The sequence below is a fragment of the Vibrio fluvialis genome (assembly GCF_900460245.1).
Lineage (GTDB): Bacteria > Pseudomonadota > Gammaproteobacteria > Enterobacterales > Vibrionaceae > Vibrio > Vibrio fluvialis.
The window spans coordinates 2,299,693-2,323,311 of the sequence record NZ_UHIP01000001.1 but is presented as its reverse complement, the minus strand read 5'-3'; the positions used below and the strand labels follow the sequence as shown (position 1 = coordinate 2,323,311).

The window sequence follows — 23,619 nt, the reverse complement described above, 5'->3', positions numbered from 1 at the left end:
TAAAAACGATAATCTGTGCAACACTCTTTGAGCGGCTTCGGTCGCTCTTTTTTTGATTGGTTTTTCATCACAACTCAGTGGTGTCCAAATCACTGTCTTGCTCAATTTCATCCGGTTCACTTTCTTCGGCCAATTCAAGCAAGTTGATGGCAATGGAGACGAAATCGCTGTCGGTAATGATGCCAACCAGCTCACCTTTTGCCACCACCGGCAAACAGCCCACTTTATGTTTTTGCATATAAAGGGCACTCTCTTTTAATCCGGCCTGCGGCGCGACCGTCATCACTTCCGTGTGCATCATTTCGTAGAGTGGGGTATCGGCGGTGTAAGATTGTTCGGCTGGTAATCTTTGCAGGCTGGATTCCTGCGCCGCGAGAATGTCGCGCTGAGTGACGATACCAAGCAGTTTACGGTTGGCATCGACCACCGGAATATGGCGAATATCCAGTGCCTCCATCATATGACGGGCATCGGCTAAAGTATGGGAACGCAACAAGGTGTGAGGGTTGCGAGTCATCATGTCTTCGACCTTGATCATAACCAACTCCTGTTTCTTCTGAGACTGTAAAATACCCATCTGACCGCAAGTCATACGCCTCTTTAGGCTGAGCTTCTGGGCTCGGCGATGACGGCGGCTTCTTTGCTTATAACTATAGTTTTTTTGTGGATAAATATCTGAGAGTTAAGTCGGTTTTTATGGCCTCACTGGCTGAGCGGAGCGATTGGCATGTCACTTTTGATTACAATCCTTTGCTTTTCAAGGCCCGCCTGACTTGTGCACAATCCTGTATCTTGAGATGACTTGGGTATATACTACCGCGCCGCGAAATAAACCGTCGCACCTATCCCGAGAAAGGCGAAAGCCAAGAGAATCAAGAAAGAGTCATGCAAGTTTCAGATTTTCATTTTGAACTCCCGGACGAGCTGATTGCTCGCTATCCGATGGCGGAACGAACCGCCAGCCGTCTGCTGCAGCTAGACGGCAACACCGGTGAGCTGGTTGATGGCACCTTTAAGGATGTCCTGAACTGTGTTGAACCGGGTGATTTACTGGTGTTTAACAATACTCGAGTCATTCCGGCACGTATGTTTGGCCGTAAAGCCTCTGGCGGTAAGCTGGAAGTGCTGGTGGAACGTATGCTGGATGAACATTCGATTCTGGCTCACGTGCGCTGCTCTAAGCCGCCCAAGCCAGGCACCGAACTGTTTCTGGGCGAAAACGATGAATTCCATGCCATTATGGAAGCGCGTCACGATGCGCTGTTTGAGATTCGTTTTACCGCTGAAACTGTGGTGCTGGACATTCTGAACCAGATTGGTCACATGCCGCTGCCGCCGTACATCGATCGTCCTGACGACGATGCGGACAAAGAGCGTTATCAGACCGTCTACAACCAGAAGCCGGGCGCAGTGGCTGCGCCGACAGCCGGCCTTCACTTTGACCAAGCGCTGCTTGAGCAAATCAAGGCGAAAGGTGTCGAATTTGCTTACGTGACTCTTCATGTGGGTGCGGGCACATTCCAGCCGGTGCGCGTGGACAATATCAACGATCACCACATGCATGCGGAATACGTTGAAGTGCCGCAAGAGGTGGTGGACGCGATTGCCGCGACCAAAGCCCGTGGCGGCCGCATTATTGCGGTAGGAACCACGTCGGTCCGTTCGCTGGAAAGCGCAGCGCAAGATGCGCTGAAAAAGGGCACTGAGCTGGTTCCGTTTTTTGGTGACACCGAGATCTTCATCTTCCCTGGTTATGAATACCAGTTGGTGGATTGCTTGATCACCAACTTCCATTTGCCGGAATCGACACTCATCATGTTGGTGAGCGCCTTTGCTGGCTATGAGCACACCATGGCTGCATACGATCATGCGGTAACGCAGCAGTATCGCTTCTTTAGCTATGGTGATGCGATGTTTATCCGTAAACGAACCGTCGAAGCTTAATTCGGCAGGCGTGACGTCATAAACACAATCTATTATGAATCGTCAGGACACTTATCCGGGCGATGTGGTATCGATGCCTGCCTGACGCGGCACAGATACATAATCCGTCAGACTGTTTCTCTGACATTTGGAGGCTTTAGTGAAACTTAAGTTCGAACTGAAAAAGAAAGACGGCACCGCTCGTCGTGGTCAACTGACCTTTGAGCGTGGCACAGTACAAACGCCGGCATTTATGCCAGTGGGCACTTACGGTACGGTTAAAGGCATGACGCCGGAAGAAGTGGCAGCGACGGGCGCGCAAATCCTGCTGGGTAACACTTTCCACCTGTGGCTTCGCCCGGGTCAGGAAGTGATGAAAATGCACGGTGACCTGCATGACTTTATGAACTGGCAAGGTCCGATCCTGACCGACTCAGGCGGTTTCCAGGTGTTCAGTCTGGGTGATATTCGTAAAATCACCGAAGAAGGGGTGCATTTCCGCAACCCGGTGAACGGTGACAAAATTTTCATGGACGCGGAAAAGTCGATGGAAATCCAGAAAGACCTCGGCTCTGACATCGTCATGATCTTCGACGAGTGTACACCTTACCCGGCGACGCACGATGAAGCGAAAAAATCGATGGAAATGTCGCTGCGCTGGGCGCGTCGTTCACGCGATCACTTCGACAAGCTGGAAAACCCGAACAACCTGTTTGGTATCGTTCAGGGCGGCGTGTATGAAGACTTGCGTGACGTGTCGGTCAAAGGCCTGACTGAAATCGGTTTTGACGGTTACGCAGTCGGTGGTTTGGCGGTGGGTGAGCCGAAAGAAGATATGCACCGCGTTCTGGAACATACCTGTCCACAACTGCCGGAAGATAAACCGCGTTACCTGATGGGCGTGGGCAAACCGGAAGACTTGGTGGAAGGTGTTCGCCGCGGTATCGACATGTTTGACTGCGTGATGCCAACGCGTAACGCACGTAACGGCCACCTGTTTGTAACTGGCGGTGTGATCAAGATCCGTAATGCAACACATAAAACGGATACATCACCTCTGGATCCGCATTGTGACTGTTACACTTGCAAAAATTATTCTAAATCGTATCTGCACCACTTGGATCGCTGTAACGAAATCCTGGGTGCACGTTTGAATACGATCCATAACCTGCGCTACTACCAGCGCCTGATGGAGAGCATTCGTCGCGCGATTGATGAAGACCGCTTTGATCAATTTGTAACGGAGTTCTACGCACGTCGTGACCGCGAAGTGCCGCCGCTGCAAAAAGAAAAGGCGTGATTTCGTGCGCCAGGTTGGATTTGTGCACTGAGCTGCTTGAATTTAACCTGGTGTAGCCCAATAGAATCGAAAATTACACAACAATAACTTAGAGGACGTTTCTCAATGAGTCTAATTTCTGTAGCACATGCAGCAGGTGAAGGTGCCCCACAAGGTGGTGGTTTTGAAATGCTGATCATGCTGGGCATGTTCGCGGTAATCTTCTACTTCATGATCTACCGCCCACAATCAAAGCGTGTGAAAGAGCATAAAAACCTGATGTCCTCCATGGGCAAAGGTGATGAAGTTCTGACAAGCGGTGGTCTGGTTGGCAAAATCACGAAGATTGCAGAAGACAACGACTACATCTCAATCGAACTGAACACAAACAATGAAGTTGTGATCAAAAAAGACTTCGTCACTGCAGTGCTGCCAAAAGGTACACTGAAATCTCTATAAAACAGCTAGAGGATCCTCGCTGTGTTAAACCGTTATCCATTATGGAAGTACCTGATGGTGGTGTTTGCCATTGCCATCTCTGCCTTGTATGCACTTCCAAATATCTACGGTGAAGATCCGGCTATTCAAGTTACAGGGGCGCGTGGCGCCTCTGTAGATATGTCAACGCTGGATGCTGTCACCAAAGCGCTCGATACGGCGCACCTTTCTCATAAATCCATTGCTCTCGAAAATGGATCCATTCTTGTTCGATTTAACGACACCGATACTCAAATCAGTGCCCGCGACGTGATCAGCGAAGCGTTAGGCAGTGACAAGATTGTGGCGTTAAACCTGGCTGCTTCAACTCCGGATTGGTTGGAATCGATTGGCGCTGCGCCAATGAAACTCGGTCTCGATCTGCGCGGCGGCGTGCACTTCCTGATGGAAGTCGACATGGATGCGGCAATGGAGAAATTGATCGGTCAGCAGGAAGAAGCTTTCCGCAGCGAACTGCGTGAAGAAAAAATCCGTTACCGTGCGATTCGTCCTCTGGCGAATTCAGTGGAAATTACGCTGCGTGATGCCGAACAGGTCGATCAGGCGCGTAAAGCACTGGAATCCAAGCACCGTGATATGACGTTTGCTCCTTCAGACACCGAAGGTCGTTTCATTCTGACTGCCACCTTTACTGAGGCGCGTCTGCAGGAAATCCGTAACTATGCTGTTGAACAGAACATCACCATTCTGCGTAACCGTGTAAACGAACTGGGTGTGGCTGAGCCACTGGTTCAGCGTCAGGGTGCTACTCGCATCGTGGTTGAACTGCCAGGGGTTCAGGATACAGCGCGTGCCAAAGAAATCTTAGGCGCAACGGCCACGCTTGAATTCCGCGAAGTGGATGATAAAGCTGATCTAGCGGCCGCGGCTTCGGGTCGTGTACCTGCGGGCAGCGAAATCAAACTGGATCGTTCAGGCCGTCCGGTTGTGCTGAAAAAACGTGTGATTCTGGGCGGTTCAAGCATCACGGATGCAAGTTCAAGCACCGATGAATACGGTCGTCCACAGGTAAACATTTCGCTCGACAGCGAAGGCGGCAGCAAAATGGCGGCGTTCTCGAAAAAGAACATCGGCAAGTTGATGGCGACCGTGTTTGCTGAATACAAAGACAGTGGCGAGAAAACCGCTGAAGGCAAAGTGATTCTGACCAAGCATGAAGAAGTGATCAACCAGGCGACCATTCAGTCAGCTCTGGGCCGTAACTTCCGCATCACCGGGATTAACTCTGTTGCCGAAGCGCACAACCTGGCGCTGTTGCTGCGTGCAGGCGCACTGATCGCACCTATCTCTATCGTTGAAGAGCGCACCATTGGTCCATCAATGGGACAGCAAAACATCGATATGGGTATTCAGGCGTGTATCTGGGGTCTGCTGGCGGTGATGATCTTCACTGCACTGTACTACCGTAAGTTTGGTTTGATCGCCAACGTTGCGCTTGCGGCAAACCTGGTGCTGATCATCGGTGTGATGTCGATGATTCCGGGTGCCACCATGACGCTGCCGGGCATTGCGGGTATCGTTCTGACGGTCGGTATGGCGGTCGACGCCAACGTCTTGATCTTCGAGCGTATTCGTGAAGAGCTGCGTGATGGACGCAATCCTCAGCAAGCGATTCACCAGGGTTATGCTAACGCGTTCAGTACCATTGCTGATGCCAACATCACCACGCTGATCACGGCAATCATTCTGTTTGCCGTAGGTACAGGTGCGATTAAAGGCTTCGCGGTCACGCTGTCTATCGGTATTTTGACCTCCATGTTTACCGCTATCATCGGTACACGTTGCATCGTCAACCTGCTGTACGGCGGTAAACGCATCAACAAATTGTCGATCTAAGGCCAGGAATTATTATGTTTCAAATTCTGAAAGCAGAGAAAACGATCGACTTTATGCGTTGGTCGAAGGTCACTTTCATGCTGTCGCTGCTGATGATCGGAGCTTCGATCTTCACGCTGTCGACCAAATGGCTGAACTGGGGCCTGGACTTCACCGGCGGTACGCTGATTGAAGTCGGTTTTGAGCAGCCTGCGAACCTTGAAGAGATTCGTACGTCGTTGGAAGCGAAAGGTTTTGGTGATGCAACGGTGCAGAACTTTGGCTCTGCCCGTGAAGTCATGGTACGTCTGCGTCCACGTGATGATATGGCAGGCCAGACACTGGGTAACCAGATTCTGGATGCTATCAAAGAAGGTACCGGTAAAGCGGTGGAAATGCGCCGTATCGAGTTCGTCGGTCCTAACGTGGGTGACGAACTGACAGAGGCGGGTGGTCTGGCGATCATCGTATCACTGATCTGTATCCTGATTTACGTCTCAATGCGCTTTGAATGGCGTCTGGCGGCCGGTGCTGTGTTGTCACTGGCGCACGACGTCATCATTACGCTTGGCGTGTTCTCTCTGTTGCAAATCGAAGTGGACTTGACGATTGTCGCGGCACTGCTGACGGTGGTCGGTTACTCGCTCAACGATACCATCGTGGTTTTTGACCGGATTCGTGAAAACTTCCGCAAATTGCGTAAGGGCGAACCGGCTGAGATCATGAACATTTCGATCACACAAACGCTGAGCCGTACGCTGATCACTTCCGGAACCACGTTGTTTGTGGTGATTGCTCTGTTTGTACAGGGCGGCGCGAACATTCATGGTTTTGCTACCGCACTATTGTTGGGTATTACCGTCGGTACTTACTCATCAATCTACGTCGCATCGGCTCTGGCTCTGAGACTGGGAATTACCCGTGAGCACCTGCTTCCACCACAAGTGGAAAAAGAAGGTGCAGATCTCGACGAGCTGCCATAATCTCCTCAAAGCCACTGACGATTCAGTGGCTTTTTTCTTATGGTTACTTTTAACATTCTATTGTCATTAACGAAAAGGAGCGCGCATGGCGATTACTCAATTGGATAAAACAACCGCACTGATCGTGATTGATTTGCAGTGCGGTATTGTGGCTCTGCCTCCCCAGCATACGGTGCCGGGTGTGATTGAACAGGCAAACCGACTGATTGATGTGTTTCATCAGCAACAGCGACCTGTGGTATTAGTCAATGTGGCAGGCGGTGCGCCGGGACGTACGGACCAGAAGCTCGGTTCGCATTCGGTTCCGGACAATTGGGCGACTTTAGTGGATGAACTTCACCGTCAGGACGATGACATTCTGATCACCAAACGCACTTGGGGGGCATTCATGCACACCGATTTGCATCAGCAGTTGCAAGCGTTGGGAGTGACGCAAGTGGTGATCGTTGGTATCGCAACCAGTATTGGTGTGGAATCAACGGCCCGTCAGGCGTTTGAACTCGGCTATCATGTGACGTTATGTACCGATGCGATGACGGATTTGAATCTTGATAATCACCAGCACGCGATTAACGCGATTTTTCCGCGTCTGGCCGAAACCGGCACCACTCAGGATGTCTTGGCTCTGTTGTAATCAGTGCCCAATTGGTATGACTTAGGTATGAAAAAAGCCCCGCGATTGCGGGGCTTTTTATCAGCTGTGACGGAGCTGGAATTCTCAGGGCGTTCTTATTTCAGAATTGCGCTGTTGCCGTTTTCACGGATGTGCTTAAGAATTGCTTTCACACCGCGTGGGCTTGAACCTACGATGTTGCCTGATTTCATGTAATCAGTGCCGCCAGCAAAGTCAGTCAGGATTGCGCCTGCTTCACGAGCAATCAGTTCACCCGCTGCCATATCCCAAGGTTTCAGACCCAGCTCAAAGTAACCATCAACACGATTAGAGGCCAGGTAACACAGATCCAGAGCCGCAGAACCAGTACGACGGAAGTCCGCACATTCAATGAACAGAGCAGAGATGATCTTCATGAAAGACTCAGAATGCTGTTTCTGTTTGAATGGGAAACCTGTTGCCAGAACGGCACCTTGCAGATCTTTCAGTGGTTGAACACGGATACGCGCGTTGTTCAGCTGTGCGCCAGAACCACGTTGAGCAGTAAACAGTTCATTCAGCATTGGATCGTAAACACAGGCGACTTCAGTTTTGCCTTTGAAGCGAACCGCGATAGAAACCGCGAAGTGAGGAAGACCTTTAACAAAGTTAGTGGTGCCATCCAGTGGGTCGATGATCCATTGTACGTCCTTATCTTTACCTTCGATAAGACCGCCTTCTTCGGCAACGATACAGTGCTCTGGGTATGAGCTCTTGATAGTTGAAATGATGATAGCTTCTGCTTCTTTGTCTACGTTAGTAACAAAGTCGTTCGTGCCTTTCTGAGTTGATTCAATTTTCTCAGCGTTTTCTAGAGATTTGGCAATATGGTTGCCTGCTTTTCGCGCCGCGCGAATAGCAATGTTTAGCATTGGATGCATACGAATTTCCCAAAGGATGTTAAAGAACGAAAAAGCGGGCGGCAGTATATCAAAACTTTCGCAAAAGGGAAGTGGTTATTTTTTGCGCGTTTGATGGCGATGTCCACAAAGGGTCTGACCATTTCACTCAGGTTTATGTTAAGATTCTGCGGCTGTAAATTGAGTGGTGTAATAACGCAATGTTAGACAATGTTAAAGTCGTTTTAGTCGGAACCTCACATTCGGGAAATATCGGCTCTGCGGCCCGTGCGATGAAAGTCATGGGGCTCAAACAGATGGTATTGGTCGATCCGCAGTGTGAAGTGGACGCTCAGGCGATTGCACTGGCTGCTGGGGCGAGCGAAATTGCGCTCAATGCTCAGATTGTTGAAACATTGGATGATGCTGTTGCAGATTGTGCCTTAGTGGTCGGAACCAGCGCGCGTTCCCGCACACTTGAATGGCCTATGCTTGACCCTCGCGAATGCGGTGAAAAATTCGCTCAGGAAGGCCTGCAGCGCAAAGTCGCCATTGTGTTTGGCCGTGAACGCACAGGCCTGACCAATGATGAGCTACAAAAATGTCATTATCACGTCGCCATTCCGGCCAATCCGGAATACAGCTCCCTGAATCTGGCCATGGCGGTTCAGACATTGTGCTACGAAATTCGTGTCGCACATCTGAACCAGCTAGAGGCGCAATTTCCACCTTCACAACCAGTGGATTACCCCCGTCACAATGAGCTGGAAATGTTCTACTCCCACCTTGAAAAGGTGTTGGTACAGACCCAGTTTATCTCTGAAGAGAAGCCAGGTCAGGTGATGAACAAATTACGTCGCCTGTTCAGCCGCGCGCGTCCGGAAGAACAGGAACTGAATATTCTGCGTGGTGTTCTGACCGCGATAGAAAAGAAAGCGCTGCATAAAGATTGACCACAGTTACCCTAGGGTTAAATACCCGAGTAATTTAGTCAAATAAATACTTGACCAATTTTGTCGGGTATGAAAAACTTCTATCCACAGAAACAATGTGGATACGGTGTGATATGAGACTTACATCTAAAGGAAGATATGCAGTAACGGCCATGTTAGATGTGGCTCTGCATTCGCAGCAAAACCCAGTACCATTGGCGGACATTTCAGAACGTCAGGGTATTTCGCTTTCATACTTAGAGCAGCTTTTTTCTAAGCTGCGTAAAGCCGGCCTAGTGGCGAGTGTTCGCGGACCAGGTGGTGGCTACCGTCTGGGTTCTGACGCGACAACGATTTCAATCGGTACGGTCATTGCCGCTGTTGACGAGTCTGTCGACGCGACGAAATGCAATGGCAAGGGCGATTGCCAGGGTGGCACGCGTTGTTTAACGCACACTCTGTGGCGTGACCTCAGCTCACGCATCAGCGACTTCCTGAACAACATTACGCTCGGTGAGCTGATGATTGATAACGAAGTCTTAGAAATTTCAGACCGCCAAGATATTGATCTCGCGGTTAGCCAAGGGCTTGCACACAAAAATTCGAACACAGTCACCATTGGTGCGGCACCCGTTGGTATTAACGTTCGCTCATAGCGGCAATGTTTACATTGGAGTAAAAAATGAAACTGCCTATTTATTTAGACTATTCAGCAACTTGCCCAGTCGATCCGCGTGTTGCTGAAAAGATGGTTCAGTGCATGACGATGGACGGAAACTTCGGTAACCCGGCATCGCGTTCTCATCGTTATGGCTGGCAGGCAGAAGAAGCGGTAGACACCGCGCGTGAGCAAATTGCGGATCTTCTCAACGCAGACCCACGTGAAATTGTCTTCACTTCGGGTGCAACAGAATCTGACAACCTGGCGATTAAAGGTGTTGCGCACTTTTATCAAAAGCAAGGTAAACACATCATCACTTGCAAAACCGAACACAAAGCCGTGCTGGACACTACGCGTCAGCTAGAGCGTGAAGGTTTTGAAGTAACTTATCTTGAGCCTGAAACCAATGGCCTGATTGATCTGAACAAGTTGGAAGCAGCAATGCGTGATGACACGATTCTGGTTTCAATCATGCACGTGAACAACGAAATTGGCGTGATTCAGGACATTACGGCGATTGGCGAGTTGTGCCGCGCGCGTAAAATCGTATTCCACGTCGATGCAGCACAATCAGCGGGTAAACTGCCGATTGATGTTCAGGAAACGAAAGTTGACCTGATCTCTCTGTCTGCACACAAAATCTACGGTCCAAAAGGTATCGGCGCACTGTACGTACGTCGTAAGCCACGTATTCGCCTGGAAGCGCAAATGCACGGCGGTGGTCATGAGCGTGGTTTCCGCTCTGGTACACTGGCGACCCACCAAATCGTGGGCATGGGCGAAGCGTTCCGTATCGCAAAAGAAGAGATGCAGAAAGATTACGACCACGCAGTTGCGCTGCGCGATCGCATGCTAAGCGGCATTAAAGATATGGAAGCCGTTACCATTAACGGTGATCTGGAACAGCGTCTGCCAAACAACCTCAACATCAGCTTCGCGTTTGTTGAAGGTGAGTCACTTCTGATGTCTCTGAAAGACATCGCAGTGTCTTCAGGCAGTGCATGTACATCAGCAAGCCTGGAACCATCGTACGTACTGCGTGCTCTGGGTCTGAATGATGAACTGGCTCACAGCTCAATTCGCTTCTCGTTTGGTCGTTTCACGACTGAAGAAGAAGTTGACTACGCAATCGAACTGATTCGTGTAGCGGTAAGCAAACTACGCGACATGTCTCCTCTATGGGATATGTATAAAGAGGGTGTGGATCTGAGTACCGTAGAATGGGCTCACCACTAATCGTTCCAGGGATATAGAGGATTTGAGGTAACTATCATGGCATACAGCGAAAAAGTAATTGATCACTACGAGAACCCACGTAACGTTGGTTCTTTCGATAAAGAAGACCCATCAGTAGGTAGCGGCATGGTTGGCGCTCCGGCTTGTGGTGACGTAATGCGCCTGCAAATCAAAGTGTCTCCAGAAGGCATTATTGAAGATGCGAAGTTCAAAACTTACGGCTGCGGTAGCGCAATCGCGTCAAGCTCACTGGTTACTGAGTGGGTGAAAGGCAAATCTATCGATGAAGCAGCAGCAATCAAAAACTCTGAAATTGCAGAAGAGCTTGAGTTGCCACCAGTGAAAGTTCACTGTTCAATTCTGGCAGAAGATGCAATCAAAGCGGCTGTTGCTGATTACAAGAAAAAACACGAACTGTAATTCATTAGGGAGCACTGGCTGCTCCCCCCTTTAATTAATTGAGAATCAAAGGTTGTAGTATGGCCATTACCCTAACCGAAACCGCAGCAAGCCGAGTGAAATCTTACCTGGATAACCGGGGTAAAGGTGTCGGTTTACGTCTGGGTGTAAAAACCACAGGCTGCTCTGGTATGGCTTACGTGTTGGAATTCGTTGATGAACTCAACGAAGAAGATCAGGTGTTTGAAGATCATGGTGTGAAAGTGATCATCGACAGCAAGAGCCTGGTTTATCTCGACGGCACTCAGCTCGATTATAAGAAAGAAGGGTTAAACGAAGGTTTTGAGTTCAACAACCCAAATGCGAAAAGTGAATGTGGTTGTGGTGAAAGCTTCAACGTTTAACGGTTGAATCTCGGTGTTGCAGGTAGCCATTGGTTGCCTGTCTCCGAATGTTAAGGACCGGTTTTACATGAATTACTTTGAATTATTTGGGCTACCAACTCAGTTTGATCTGGATGGTAGCCTTCTTTCTTCTCAGTTCCGTGAGTTGCAAAAGCGTTTCCATCCGGATAATTTTGCCACCGCGTCTGAGCGGGATCGCCTGTTGGCGGTCCAGAAAGCGGCGCAGATTAATGACGCCCACCAAATTTTGAAAAGCCCAATCAATCGCGCAGAATACCTGCTGTCTTTAAATGGCGTTGAGCTTCGTGGTGAGCAACAAACGCTTCAGGATCCGATGTTCCTGATGGAACAGATGGAACTGCGTGAAGAACTTGAAGCGGTCGAAAGTCGTGCAGATCCGGAAAGTGCCTTGTTTGATTTTGATGGCAAAGTCAGCAAGATGTACAAGCAGCATCTGGTTCAGGTCGAAAAAGAGCTGAACGAGGCGCAATGGGAAACTGCCGCAGATACCGTACGTAAACTTAAATTTATTGCCAAATTAAAAACTGAAATAGAACGAGTCGAAGACAAGCTGCTCGGCTAATTCAAATAAAAGGACCCATCCATGGCATTACTTCAGATTGCAGAACCTGGTCAAAGTTCGGCGCCGCACCAGCATAAACTGGCCGCGGGTATTGACCTGGGAACCACCAACTCACTGGTTGCATCCGTACGCAGCGGCAGCGCAACCACGTTGCTTGATGAGCAAGGAAGAAGCATTCTGCCTTCCGTCGTGAACTACTCAGGCGAAGAAAGCTTGGTTGGCTACGAAGCACGAGATAAAGCTCAGGCTGATCCTGAAAACACCATCATTTCGGTGAAACGCCTGATTGGTCGTTCACTGCAAGATATTGAAACTCGCTATACCAACCTGCCATACCGTTTTAAAGCGAGTGACAACGGCCTGCCGATTCTGCAAACCGAACAGGGTGACAAGAACCCGATTCAGGTTTCTGCGGACATTCTTAAATCACTGGCGAAACGTGCTGAAAGTACTCTGGGCGGTGAACTGGCTGGCGTGGTGATCACGGTGCCGGCTTACTTTGATGACGCGCAGCGTGCGGGCACTAAAGATGCGGCGAATCTGGCCGGATTACATGTGTTACGTCTGCTGAACGAACCAACAGCAGCAGCGATTGCTTATGGCCTGGACTCCGGTCAGGAAGGCGTGATCGCCGTGTATGACCTGGGTGGTGGTACATTCGATATTTCGATTCTGCGCCTTTCTAAAGGTGTGTTCGAGGTGTTGGCAACAGGCGGCGATTCGGCGCTGGGCGGTGATGATTTTGACCACTTGATTGCTGATCACCTGCAAGCTCAAATGGGCTTGGAAGGAAAGTTGAGTGCTGATAAATACCGCGCGTTGATCAATGCGGCGACACAAGCAAAAATTGCCCTGACTGACGCCGAAGAAGCGCCAGTTGATGTGCTGGGATGGTCCGGTTCACTTAGTCGAGAAACACTGAATGAACTGATTCAGCCGCTGGTGAAAAAGACGCTGATGGCGTGCCGCCGTGCACTGAAAGATGCCGATGTAGCCGCAGACGAAGTGTTAGAAGTTGTGATGGTGGGCGGTTCCACTCGAACGCCATTCGTACGTGCTATGGTTGGCGAGTTCTTTGGCCGTACACCGCTGACCAGCATCAACCCGGATGAAGTTGTGGCGATTGGTGCCGCGATTCAGGCGGACATTCTGGCGGGTAACAAGCCGGATTCAGAAATGTTGCTACTGGACGTGATTCCACTGTCGCTGGGTATCGAAACCATGGGCGGTCTGGTGGAAAAAATCATTCCACGCAACACCACCATTCCTGTTGCTCGCGCGCAAGAGTTTACCACTTTTAAAGATGGTCAAACGGCGATGAGCGTGCACGTGGTGCAGGGCGAGCGTGAACTGGTGGATGATTGCCGCTCGCTGGCGCGTTTCTCGCTCAAAGGCATTCCACCAATGGCAGCGGGTGCGGCGCACATTCGCGTGACGTATCAGGTCGATGCTGATGGACTGTTGTCCGTAACTGCAATGGAAAAGAGCACTGGTGTGCAGTCAGAAATTCAGGTCAAACCGTCTTACGGTCTGAGTGACGACGAAGTAGCCAACATGCTGAAAGATTCGATGGCGCACGCCAAAGATGACATGCAGGTGCGTGCTCTGGTTGAACAGCGTGTGGAAGCCGACCGCGTGATTGAAGGTCTGATTTCCGCCATGCAGGCAGACGGTGACGATTTGCTGACCGAAGAAGAGCGTCAGACACTACTGCAAGCTATTGAAAAACTGATTGAACTGCGCAATGGCGACAATGCTGATGCCATTGAACAGGGCATTAAAGATACCGACAAAGCCAGTCAGGACTTTGCATCACGTCGTATGGATAAATCCATCCGTGCTGCGCTGGCCGGTCATTCTGTTGACGAGATTTGAAGAGACTACCAACATGCCTAAGATTATTGTTTTGCCTCATGAAACCCTTTGCCCTGAAGGCGCAGTATTAGAAGCGCAAGCAGGGGAAACGATTCTTGATGTGGCACTAAAAAACGGTATCGCCATTGAACATGCGTGTGAGAAATCGTGCGCGTGCACCACTTGCCACTGTATCGTTCGTGAAGGTTTTGATTCACTGGAAGAGAGTGATGAACTGGAAGACGATATGCTGGATAAAGCTTGGGGTCTGGAGCCAGAATCTCGTCTCAGCTGTCAGGCACGAGTGGCGGATGAAGACCTGGTGGTAGAGATTCCGAAATACACGCTGAACCACGCGTCAGAAGACCATTAATCCGTGAGCCTCGCCTATTCTATAGCCGGGGCCGCATAGAACTAGGAATGTTGACATGAAATGGACAGATTCGCGCGACATCGCGATTGAGCTCTGTGAACAGTACCCGGATGTCGATCCGCAAACCGTAAGGTTTACCGATCTGCACCAATGGATCCTTGACTTAGAAGACTTTGATGATGAGCCGAACCGCTCAAATGAGAAGATTCTGGAAGCCGTGATCCTGTGCTGGATGGACGAACGCGACTAGTCAGCTGGACGCGCTGCTCTAAAACGGAGCCAAGTTAACAGTTTTTACTAAAAAAAGCGGGCCTGATGGTCCGTTTTTTTATCAAGTTGACATTTTTACCTGACAAAATGCTAACATCCGAACGTTAATTATTCGACGTGGCTGAGGTGAAGCCACGATAAGGACAAGGAGAAACCATGTCTACACAGATGTCTGTATTCATTAGCCAAGATTCTGCTCAGCCTCAGTGGGGAGAAAAAGCGCTAATTTCGTTTTCTGAACAAGGTGCAATGATTCACCTTGAGCAATCGCATGATTTAGGCGCAATTCAGCGTGCGGCGCGTAAACTGGACAACCAGGGCTTACGTTCACTGTTGTTGGATGGCGAAGGCTGGACGCTGGAAGCGATCTGGGCGTTCTATCAGGGCTACCGCGATCCGAAGAAACTGAACACGCTGGAGTGGAAGGCGTTGGATCAGGCACAACAGGACGAGCTGGAAGCACGCATTAAAGCGACTGACTGGACGCGCGATATCATCAACAAAAGCGCAGAAGAAGTCGCCCCTCGTCAACTGGCCACGATGGCTGCGGAGTTCATCAAATCGCTGGCTCCGGAGCATGTGTCTTACCGTATCGTGAAAGACAAAGATCTGCTGACCGAAGGCTGGGAAGGTATCTTTGCGGTAGGCCGTGGCTCTGAGCGCACTTCTGCGATGCTGCAACTTGATTACAACCCGACTGGTGACGAAAATGCACCGGTGTACGCTTGTCTGGTCGGTAAAGGCATTACGTTTGACTCAGGCGGTTACAGCCTGAAACCATCGAACTTCATGGCTGCGATGAAAGCAGACATGGGGGGTTCAGGTATGATTACTGGCGCACTGGGGCTGGCGATCATGCGTGGTCTGAAAAAACGCGTCAAACTGATCCTGTGCTGTGCAGAAAACATGGTTTCTGGCCGCGCGCTGAAACTGGGTGATGTGATTACCTACAAAAACGGTAAAACCGTTGAAATCATGAACACTGACGCTGAAGGTCGTCTGGTTCTGGCGGATGGTTTGATTTACGCTTCAGAACAAAATCCTGAGCTGATCATCGATTGTGCCACCCTGACTGGTGCGGCGAAAAACGCGCTGGGCAATGATTTCCACGCATTGCTGAGCTTTGATGACGCGTTGTCTCATGATGCGATGACTGCGGCGAAGGAAGAGCATGAAGGCCTGTGGCCTCTGCCACTGGTGGATTTCCACCGTGAAATGCTGCCATCGAGCTTTGCAGACCTGTCGAACATCAGTTCAGGTGATTACTCTCCAGGCGCGAGCACTGCTGCGGCGTTCCTGTCTTACTTTGTCAATAACTACAAGAAAGGCTGGCTGCACTTTGACTGCGCAGGCACTTACCGCAAGTCTCCAAGTGACAAATGGGCCGCAGGCGCAACCGGTATGGGTGTGAAAACTGTCGCTCGTATCCTGATGGATCAAGCAAAATAATAGCGAAAAATCGCGGGCAGCATGCTGTGCTGCCCTTTATAACTACAATAGAAGTAAAAAGGACATCTTATGGCTCTTGAAAGAACGTTTTCGATTATTAAGCCCGATGCAGTTGAACGTAACTTGATTGGTGAAATTTACCATCGCATCGAAAAAGCAGGCCTGCGTATTATTGCTGCCAAAATGCTACACCTGACAGAAGAGCAGGCGAGTGGCTTTTATGCCGAGCATGAAGGTAAAGAGTTTTTCCCGGCGTTGAAAGAATTCATGACGTCTGGCCCGATTATGGTTCAGGTGTTGGAAGGGGAAAATGCGATTGCCCGTTACCGTGAGTTGATGGGTAAAACCAACCCGGAAGAAGCGGCATGTGGCACACTGCGTGCTGACTACGCGATCAGCATGCGTTTGAACTCAGTGCACGGCAGCGACAGCCCGGCATCAGCCGCCCGCGAAATTGAATTTTTCTTCCCTGAATCTGAACTTTGCCCTCGTAGCAAATAAGCCAGATTTTGATGCCAATAAGCCCTCATATCGAGGGCTTTTTTGTGTCTGATAAAGCGTGATGGTGTTCACGGAAACCTTGGCTGATTTTTAACCGCAAAGATATTAATGCCTTAGTAAACTCATGGGTTTGCGGCTCTTGTTGTCATTGCGTAAAGGCTGTACAATTCGCGCCCTTAATTCTTGTTCCATCTCTGAGAGGCCACATGACCACAGAAAAAGTCAATCTGCTCGATTTTGATCGCAAAGGCTTGCGCGCATTTTTCGCTGAAGAACTGGGTGAGAAAGCGTTCCGCGCGGATCAAATCATGAAGTGGATCTATCACTTTGGTTGTGATGATTTCGACAAGATGACCAACATCAACAAGAAACTGCGTGAACAGCTGAAAGAACGCTGTGAAATTCGCGCACCATACGTTTCTGAAGCGCAGCATTCTACTGACGGTACCATCAAGTGGGCGATGCGTGTGGGTGATCAGGACGTAGAAACCGTCTACATTCCTGAAGATGACCGTGCTACTTTGTGTGTGTCTTCTCAGGTCGGTTGTGCGCTGGAATGTAAATTCTGCTCAACCGCTCAGCAAGGCTTTAACCGCAACCTGCGCGTATCCGAAATCATTGGTCAGGTGTGGCGTGCTGCTCGCGAAATTGGTCTGGAAAAAGAGACCGGACGTCGTCCAATCACCAACGTGGTGATGATGGGCATGGGCGAGCCTTTGCTGAATATGAAAAACCTGATCCCGGCGCTGGAAATTATGCTGGATGATCTTGGTTTTGGCCTGTCTAAACGTCGTGTAACGGTGTCGACTTCAGGGGTGGTATCTGGTCTGGATCAGATGACGGGTCAGATCGACGTTGCGCTGGCGATTTCTCTGCATGCGCCAAACGACAAACTGCGCAGTGAAATCATGCCAATCAACGACCGTTGGGATATCCAGGACTTCCTGGCATCTGTGCGTCGTTACATTGCTTCATCGAATGCCAACCGTGGCAAAGTAACTGTGGAATATGTTCTGCTGGACCACGTTAACGATGGCACAGAACACGCTCACGAACTGGCTCAGTTGATGAAAGACACGCCGTGTAAGATCAACCTGATTCCGTTCAACCCGTACCCAGGTTCGCCATATAAGAAGCCAAGTAACTCACGTATCGACCGTTTCCAGAAAACGCTTATGCAGTATGATCACACCGTGACTATTCGTAAGACACGTGGTGACGATATCGATGCGGCGTGTGGTCAGTTGGTCGGCGATGTTATCGACCGTACAAAACGGACTAAAATGAAACAAGTTGCTGAGAATGCGATTCCTGTTAAGACACTGTAATTAAAATATTTTTCATAAAGCCAGAGTTGACTCTGGCTTTATTCATTTGGCGGTTTTTTTAAGGTTTCGGGTCATTTTCAATGTCAATTTAACGAAAAACCTTGACGTGTCTGTAATTTCTTTCCCAAATCCATGTTGTTTACTGCCTAATATCTATTAGAATGATTCTCTGTTATCAAAGTCGATTTGATTTGCTGATAAAATTGACGCTACCACATTCCTTATGTTTAAGTCGGTAACGAATTCGCTACTAACAATCAAAAATAAAAGCGAGTGGAAACAGACTTGGACACAAAAACACGAGATTGATATCGCGGATGAATACAGAACAAGACAACATCACAGAAAGCACTCCAAAAGTACAACCAGGTACCCTTCTTAAAGAAAAACGCGAAGCGTTAGGGTTAACGCAGAAGCAAGTGGCTGATCGCCTGAGACTGCGCGTTACCATCATTCAGAATATCGAAGAAAATAATTTCGACTCCGATTTAGTCGCCACCTTTACCCGTGGTTATTTGCGTTCGTACGCAAAAGCGGTGGGCCTTGCGGAACATCTGGTGTTGGATGCATTTGAAGAGAGTGTGACGCCTGAACCTCAAGAGCAGACCATGCAGAGTTTTTCTAAGAAAACCAAGCGTGAGAAGCATGACAGCCGCATCATGACCATAACCTGGATCATTCTGCTGGTCATCATTGGAATGTCATCACTGTGGTGGTGGCAGAACAACGAACAAGATACGCTCAAGCCGGACCAGAGCGCGGAAGCGGTATCTGCGGTCGCAGATCAAGCTGCTGCACCTGCGACAGAAGAAGTGCAACCTGAGTTCAATACCATTGAGCCTACACAGGCAGAAGCGCAATCAGACGCACAGACTAGTGAGGAGCCAACGGGCGACGAAATGGCGATGGAAGATCCCGCGCCAGCTCAAGAAGAAGCGGTTGTTGAATCACAAACCACTCCAGCAGCGTCAACTGCTGAAGCAACCTCTGGTGAACTGCTGACCATGAACTTCAGTTCAGACTGTTGGGTTCAGGTGAAAGACGCCACTGGCAAAACTCTGTCTACCGGCATCAAAAAAGCGGGTGAGACACTTAATTTACGCGGTCAGAAGCCTCTGCAAGTGATTCTTGGGGCTCCGGAAGGCGTTTCAGTCACATTTGCGAGTGAACCTGTCGACCTTTCTGGGTATACTTCCGGCAAAGTAGCAAGATTCACCTTACCTTAGACAATACTATGCAACACGAGTCTCCTATCAAACGTCGCCCATCGACACGTATTTATGTGGGTGACGTGCCAATTGGCGATGGTGCGCCCATCGCCGTTCAATCCATGACCAACACTCGCACTACGGATGTGGAAGCAACTGTGGCGCAAATCAAAGCGTTGGAAAATGTGGGTGCCGACATTGTACGTGTCTCGGTTCCGACGATGGATGCCGCAGAAGCGTTTAAGCTGATCAAACAGCAGGTGTCTGTTCCTCTGGTCGCGGATATTCATTTTGACTACCGTATTGCGCTGAAAGTGGCGGAATATGGCGTTGACTGTCTGCGGATTAACCCGGGCAACATCGGTAATGAAAGCCGAATTCGCTCCGTGGTCGATTGTGCACGCGACAAAGGCATTCCGATTCGCATTGGCGTAAACGGAGGCTCGCTGGAAAAAGACATTCAGATGAAATATGGCGAACCGACCCCGGCTGCACTGGTGGAATCGGCAATGCGCCATGTCGATATTCTGGATCGACTCAATTTCGATCAGTTTAAAGTTAGCGTTAAAGCCTCCGATGTGTTCCTCGCGGTGGATTCATACCGTTTGCTGGCGAAACAGATTGATCAGCCTTTGCATCTCGGGATTACTGAAGCGGGCGGAGCTCGCGCTGGTTCTGTCAAGTCTGCGGTCGGTCTCGGCATGTTGTTGGCGGAAGGGATTGGTGACACGCTGCGAATTTCTCTGGCGGCCAACCCGGTTGAAGAGATCAAAGTCGGTTTTGACATTCTGAAGTCGCTACGCATTCGTTCGCGCGGTATCAACTTTATCGCCTGCCCAAGCTGCTCACGTCAGGAGTTTGATGTGATTGGTACTGTTAACGCGCTTGAACAGCGTCTAGAAGACGTGTTGACGCCGATGGATGTCTCCATCATCGGTTGTGTGGTGAACGGGCCAGGTGAAGCGGAAGTGTCGCATCTTGGCCTGGCTGGCAGTAACAAGAAGAGCGCATTCTACGAAGATGGTGTGCGCCAGAAAGAGCGTTTTGACAACGATGACCTCGTCGATCAGCTGGAAGCAAAAATTCGCGCTAAAGCCGCTCAGTTGGATGTGAAAAATCGCATCGACATCAAGCAACAAGATTAATCTCAACGATATTACGGTAAGTACTGTGGCAAAGACTATTCAAGCAATTCGAGGCATGAACGACTGCCTCCCAACTCAGTCTCCGCTTTGGCAAAAAGTGGAAGGCATCGTGAAAAACGTAATCAGCGCGTACGGTTATAACGAAGTGCGCATGCCAATCGTTGAAGAAACAAACCTATTCAGCCGCGCTGTTGGTGAAGAGACAGACGTCGTTTCAAAAGAAATGTACACCTTTGAAGACCGTAATGGTGACAGCCTGACGCTTCGCCCTGAAGGTACTGCGGGTTGTGTACGTTCATGTATTCAAAACAGCCTGATCAACCGTGATGAACAGCGTCTGTGGTACATGGGGCCTATGTTCCGCCATGAGCGTCCGCAGAAAGGTCGTTACCGTCAATTCCACCAATGTGGTGTGGAAGTGTTTGGTCTAAATGGCCCAGACGTTGACGCCGAGCTTATCATGATGACTGCACGTCTTTGGCGTGAATTAGGCATCGACAAGCACGTTCGTCTTGAGCTGAACTCAATCGGTTCTCAAGAAGATCGTGCAGACTACCGCACAGCACTGGTTGCCTTCCTTGAGCAACATATCGATGTGCTGGACGAAGATTGTAAGCGCCGCATGCACACTAACCCACTGCGTGTTCTGGATACGAAGAACCCTGACATTCAGGCTATTTTAGGTGATGCACCGCGTCTTTCTGAGTACTTAGGTGAAGAATCAAAAGCACACTTCGCAGGTCTATGTGAACTTTTAGACGCTGCGGGTATCGAATACACGGTAAATGAGCGTTTGGTACGCGGTCTTGACTACTACAACCGTACGGTATTTGAGTGGATGACTGAAAGCCTGGGTTCACAAGGGACCGTGTGTGGCGGCGGCCGCTATGATGGTCTGGTTGAACAACTGGGCGGTAAAGCAACCCCAGCGGTTGGCTTTGCGATGGGCCTTGAGCGTCTGGTACTGATGATGGAAACCTTGGGTAACACAGACGTGCGTCGTAACGTTGATGTGTACATGGTGACTGCCGGTGAAGGTACGCTGACGGCTGGTATGAGACTGGTTGAGCAGCTGCGCGAGCAAGTTCCTGGTCTGCGCGTAATGACGCATTTTGGCGGCGGTAACTTTAAGAAACAATTTAAACGTGCAGACAAAGTCGGCGCGGCAGTGGCTCTGGTACTGGGTGAAAACGAAGTAGCAGAGAAGACTGTAGTTCTGAAAGACCTGGCTGGCGGTGAACAAGAAACGATTTCTCAAACCGAGATTGCGGGCAAACTGGCTCATCTCGTCTAAACGCTAATTTTTGAGATTTCATACTAAGAGGACAGGAAGTGGAACTCTACGATACTGAAGAACAACAAGTTGAAGCGATCAAAGATTGGTGGAAAGAGAACGGCAAAGCTGTCATCTTTGGCGCAGTGATCGGCTTGGGTGGTTTGTTTGGCTGGCGTTTTTATCAAGATTCTGTGACGTCAGCGCAAGAGGCTGCTTCTGCAAGTTACACCAAAGCGATTCAAACTCTGGCAACCAAAGGCGTTGACGGAGAAGCGGACGTACAAAGCTTTATCGACAGCAATAATAAATCTGAGTACGCAGTACTGGCGGCTATGCAACTGGCCAAAGCGCAAGTGCAAGCGGGTAATCTCGATGAAGCTCTGGCTCAGTTAGAGTGGGCGAAAAACGCCACGGGTGATGCTGCGCTGAAACCTGTGATTACCTATCGTGTTGCGCGTCTGCAAGCAGAACAAGGCAACTTTGATGCTGCGCTGAGTGAGTTGGCGAACATTAAAGAGCAAAGCTGGACTGGCCGTGTCGCGGAGCTGCGTGGTGATATTTCTCTGCGTAAAGGTGATAAAGCGGCGGCTTATGCTGCTTACACCGAAGCGCAGCAGGCGGATGATGCAAGTCAGACGCTACAGATGAAACTGGATGATCTGGCCAAATAAGGGCACACCTTGATGAAAAAGATGTTCAACAAAGTGCTCCTGTCTGCCGCAGTTCTGGGATTGCTGGCTGGCTGTGCGGGTGAAGAAGAAAACGTCATCATGGCACCAGTGCCTGTGGTGAAAAGTGAATTTACCCCTAGTTCAGAGTGGAGTGCTTCTGTCGGTGACGGCGTGGGGCACTACTTCTCGAAACTGTCTCCGGAATACGCTTACGACAAAATCTTTGTCGCCAGTCGAGATGGCGAAGTCAAAGCACTCGATCCGGCGAACGGCAAAGTCATCTGGAAAACGAATCTGGAAAAAGATACCCCTGCGCGTTTGTCTGGCGGTATTGCTTCAGCTTACGGTCAAATCTACATCGGCAGCGAAAATGGTGAAGTCATCGCACTAAACGCCGAAACTGGTGAAGAAACTTGGCGTGTTAACGTTGACGGTGAAGTCTTGGCTGCGCCGACCGCGGATCAAAACCAGATTATCGTGAACACCAGTCGCGGTGCGCTGGTGGCGCTCGATGAGCAAACGGGTGAGCAGAAATGGACTATCAGTACTGAAGTACCGAATCTGACGTTGCGTGGCGACAGCCGCCCTGTTGCAACATCGGGTGGTGTTTTCTGGGGTACGTCAGCCGGGCGCTTAGCGGCCGCCATTTCTGAACGTGGTCAGCTAATCTGGCAACAACCTGTTGGTCAGCCAAAAGGCGCGACAGAGATTGATCGTCTGGTGGATGTGGATTCCTCTCCATTGATCATCGGTTCTACGCTGTACACCGTGGGCTTTAATGGTCAGCTGATTGCGATTGACCTGCGTTCCGGGAACCCGATGTGGAAACGTAACTATTCATCATCAACGGATCTGGCCAGCGATGGCGGCCGACTGTTCGTCGTGACCGATAAAGATCACGTTGTTGCGGTGGATGCGCGCAGTGGTACTGAACTGTGGAGCAATGATCAGCTGCAACACCGTCTGCTTACGGCTCCGGTATTGATCAATGGTTTTGTTGTCGTGGGTGACAGCGAAGGTTACCTGCACTGGATTGACCGTAGTACAGGCGAATTCGTTGCGCAGCAAATGGTGAACGATAGCGGTTTCGCGGTAAGCCCACTCGTGCTGGACAATGGTTACCTGGTTATCAGCCGTGATGGCGATATAAAGAAACTGACGATCAAGTAATATTTCGTGATACAATTCACAAACGGCTCCTAGCTGGCAACGGTTAGGAGCCGTTTTATACTTTTCGTACTTGGAAGTGGCAGGATCGCCCGCCAAACTGCGAAACTATTTTAGAGAACCTTTGTGGTTATAGGTAAAAATTTAGCGCTTGTGAAAGAGTGTTTACCTAT

Annotated in this window: 25 protein-coding genes; 23 read left to right on the top strand and 2 right to left on the bottom strand. The window is 49.9% G+C overall.

Translation table 11 applies throughout. The annotated features are described in order from the left end of the window. Positions 1-67 precede the first annotated feature (67 nt). Positions 68-538, bottom strand: a complete 471-nt coding sequence (locus DYA43_RS10895; RefSeq protein WP_020429889.1) for a CBS domain-containing protein — start codon at positions 536-538, stop codon at positions 68-70. Positions 539-885: 347 nt separating this feature from the next. Here DYA43_RS10895 and queA point away from each other — a divergent pair, with 347 nt between their 5' ends. The 6 genes from queA (at position 886) to DYA43_RS10865 (ending at position 7,132) form a co-directional block, all read left to right on the top strand. Continuing rightward, positions 886-1,944 carry a tRNA preQ1(34) S-adenosylmethionine ribosyltransferase-isomerase QueA gene (gene queA, locus DYA43_RS10890; protein WP_020330633.1) on the top strand — a complete coding sequence of 353 codons (1,059 nt, stop codon included), beginning with the start codon at positions 886-888 and terminating at the stop codon, positions 1,942-1,944. Between the two features lie 139 nt (positions 1,945-2,083). Beyond that, entirely contained in the window at positions 2,084-3,223 is a 1,140-nt protein-coding gene (tgt, locus tag DYA43_RS10885) for a tRNA guanosine(34) transglycosylase Tgt (RefSeq protein WP_020330634.1), read from the top strand. Between the two features lie 105 nt (positions 3,224-3,328). After that, positions 3,329-3,661: a preprotein translocase subunit YajC gene (yajC, locus tag DYA43_RS10880; protein ID WP_020330635.1), complete on the top strand. Its 333-nt coding sequence runs from the start codon at positions 3,329-3,331 to the stop codon at positions 3,659-3,661. Between the two features lie 21 nt (positions 3,662-3,682). After that, positions 3,683-5,536: a protein translocase subunit SecD gene (gene secD / locus DYA43_RS10875; protein ID WP_081094782.1), complete on the top strand. Its 1,854-nt coding sequence runs from the start codon at positions 3,683-3,685 to the stop codon at positions 5,534-5,536. A gap of 14 nt (positions 5,537-5,550) precedes the next feature. Beyond that, a complete protein-coding gene (secF, locus tag DYA43_RS10870; protein WP_020330637.1) occupies positions 5,551-6,498 on the top strand; it encodes a protein translocase subunit SecF in 948 nt (315 codons plus the stop codon). An 85-nt stretch (positions 6,499-6,583) separates the two neighbouring features. Next, entirely contained in the window at positions 6,584-7,132 is a 549-nt protein-coding gene (locus tag DYA43_RS10865) for an isochorismatase family protein (protein WP_020429890.1), read from the top strand. Between the two features lie 95 nt (positions 7,133-7,227). On the opposite strand, the gene suhB is transcribed toward DYA43_RS10865, so the two are convergent. Next, entirely contained in the window at positions 7,228-8,031 is an 804-nt protein-coding gene (gene suhB, locus DYA43_RS10860; RefSeq protein WP_020330640.1) for an inositol-1-monophosphatase, read from the bottom strand. A 179-nt stretch (positions 8,032-8,210) separates the two neighbouring features. On the opposite strand from suhB, the gene trmJ reads away from it, so the two are divergent. The 17 genes from trmJ (at position 8,211) to bamB (ending at position 23,449) form a co-directional block, all read left to right on the top strand. After that, positions 8,211-8,942, top strand: coding sequence for a tRNA (cytosine(32)/uridine(32)-2'-O)-methyltransferase TrmJ (trmJ, locus tag DYA43_RS10855; RefSeq protein WP_020330641.1), 732 nt, complete (start codon positions 8,211-8,213; stop codon positions 8,940-8,942). 113 nt (positions 8,943-9,055) lie between these two features. Next, positions 9,056-9,577, top strand: coding sequence for a Fe-S cluster assembly transcriptional regulator IscR (iscR, locus tag DYA43_RS10850; protein WP_080650529.1), 522 nt, complete (start codon positions 9,056-9,058; stop codon positions 9,575-9,577). Positions 9,578-9,603: 26 nt separating this feature from the next. Then, the gene (locus tag DYA43_RS10845) at positions 9,604-10,818 is read left to right on the top strand and encodes an IscS subfamily cysteine desulfurase (protein WP_020330643.1); all 1,215 of its coding nucleotides are present in this window, start codon (positions 9,604-9,606) and stop codon (positions 10,816-10,818) included. A 36-nt stretch (positions 10,819-10,854) separates the two neighbouring features. Then, positions 10,855-11,238: a Fe-S cluster assembly scaffold IscU gene (gene iscU, locus DYA43_RS10840; RefSeq protein WP_020330644.1), complete on the top strand. Its 384-nt coding sequence runs from the start codon at positions 10,855-10,857 to the stop codon at positions 11,236-11,238. Positions 11,239-11,297: 59 nt separating this feature from the next. Then, positions 11,298-11,621 carry an iron-sulfur cluster assembly protein IscA gene (gene iscA, locus DYA43_RS10835; RefSeq protein WP_020330645.1) on the top strand — a complete coding sequence of 108 codons (324 nt, stop codon included), beginning with the start codon at positions 11,298-11,300 and terminating at the stop codon, positions 11,619-11,621. 67 nt (positions 11,622-11,688) lie between these two features. Beyond that, the gene (hscB, locus tag DYA43_RS10830; RefSeq protein ID WP_020330646.1) at positions 11,689-12,204 is read left to right on the top strand and encodes a co-chaperone HscB; all 516 of its coding nucleotides are present in this window, start codon (positions 11,689-11,691) and stop codon (positions 12,202-12,204) included. A 21-nt stretch (positions 12,205-12,225) separates the two neighbouring features. Further along, a complete protein-coding gene (gene hscA / locus DYA43_RS10825; protein ID WP_061056817.1) occupies positions 12,226-14,079 on the top strand; it encodes a Fe-S protein assembly chaperone HscA in 1,854 nt (617 codons plus the stop codon). A 13-nt stretch (positions 14,080-14,092) separates the two neighbouring features. After that, positions 14,093-14,431 (top strand): ISC system 2Fe-2S type ferredoxin, encoded by a 339-nt coding sequence (gene fdx / locus DYA43_RS10820; protein ID WP_020330648.1) that lies wholly within the window; start codon positions 14,093-14,095, stop codon positions 14,429-14,431. A gap of 55 nt (positions 14,432-14,486) precedes the next feature. Next, positions 14,487-14,681, top strand: coding sequence for a Fe-S cluster assembly protein IscX (iscX, locus tag DYA43_RS10815; protein WP_020330649.1), 195 nt, complete (start codon positions 14,487-14,489; stop codon positions 14,679-14,681). A 176-nt stretch (positions 14,682-14,857) separates the two neighbouring features. Further along, positions 14,858-16,150, top strand: coding sequence for an aminopeptidase PepB (pepB, locus tag DYA43_RS10810; RefSeq protein WP_020330650.1), 1,293 nt, complete (start codon positions 14,858-14,860; stop codon positions 16,148-16,150). A gap of 69 nt (positions 16,151-16,219) precedes the next feature. Further along, on the top strand, positions 16,220-16,651 hold the full coding sequence (gene ndk / locus DYA43_RS10805; protein WP_020330651.1) for a nucleoside-diphosphate kinase: 432 nt from the start codon (positions 16,220-16,222) through the stop codon (positions 16,649-16,651). Between the two features lie 206 nt (positions 16,652-16,857). Beyond that, positions 16,858-17,979: a dual-specificity RNA methyltransferase RlmN gene (gene rlmN, locus DYA43_RS10800; RefSeq protein ID WP_020328162.1), complete on the top strand. Its 1,122-nt coding sequence runs from the start codon at positions 16,858-16,860 to the stop codon at positions 17,977-17,979. A gap of 317 nt (positions 17,980-18,296) precedes the next feature. Continuing rightward, complete coding sequence (locus DYA43_RS10795; protein WP_061056816.1) at positions 18,297-19,205, top strand: RodZ domain-containing protein; 909 nt, start codon at positions 18,297-18,299, stop codon at positions 19,203-19,205. Between the two features lie 8 nt (positions 19,206-19,213). Next, positions 19,214-20,332, top strand: coding sequence for a flavodoxin-dependent (E)-4-hydroxy-3-methylbut-2-enyl-diphosphate synthase (ispG, locus tag DYA43_RS10790; RefSeq protein ID WP_020429906.1), 1,119 nt, complete (start codon positions 19,214-19,216; stop codon positions 20,330-20,332). Positions 20,333-20,357: 25 nt separating this feature from the next. Beyond that, a complete protein-coding gene (hisS, locus tag DYA43_RS10785) occupies positions 20,358-21,626 on the top strand; it encodes a histidine--tRNA ligase (protein WP_061056815.1) in 1,269 nt (422 codons plus the stop codon). Positions 21,627-21,664: 38 nt separating this feature from the next. After that, on the top strand, positions 21,665-22,279 hold the full coding sequence (locus DYA43_RS10780; RefSeq protein ID WP_020328157.1) for a YfgM family protein: 615 nt from the start codon (positions 21,665-21,667) through the stop codon (positions 22,277-22,279). A gap of 12 nt (positions 22,280-22,291) precedes the next feature. Continuing rightward, positions 22,292-23,449, top strand: a complete 1,158-nt coding sequence (bamB, locus tag DYA43_RS10775) for an outer membrane protein assembly factor BamB (protein ID WP_061056814.1) — start codon at positions 22,292-22,294, stop codon at positions 23,447-23,449. Positions 23,450-23,619 lie beyond the last annotated feature (170 nt).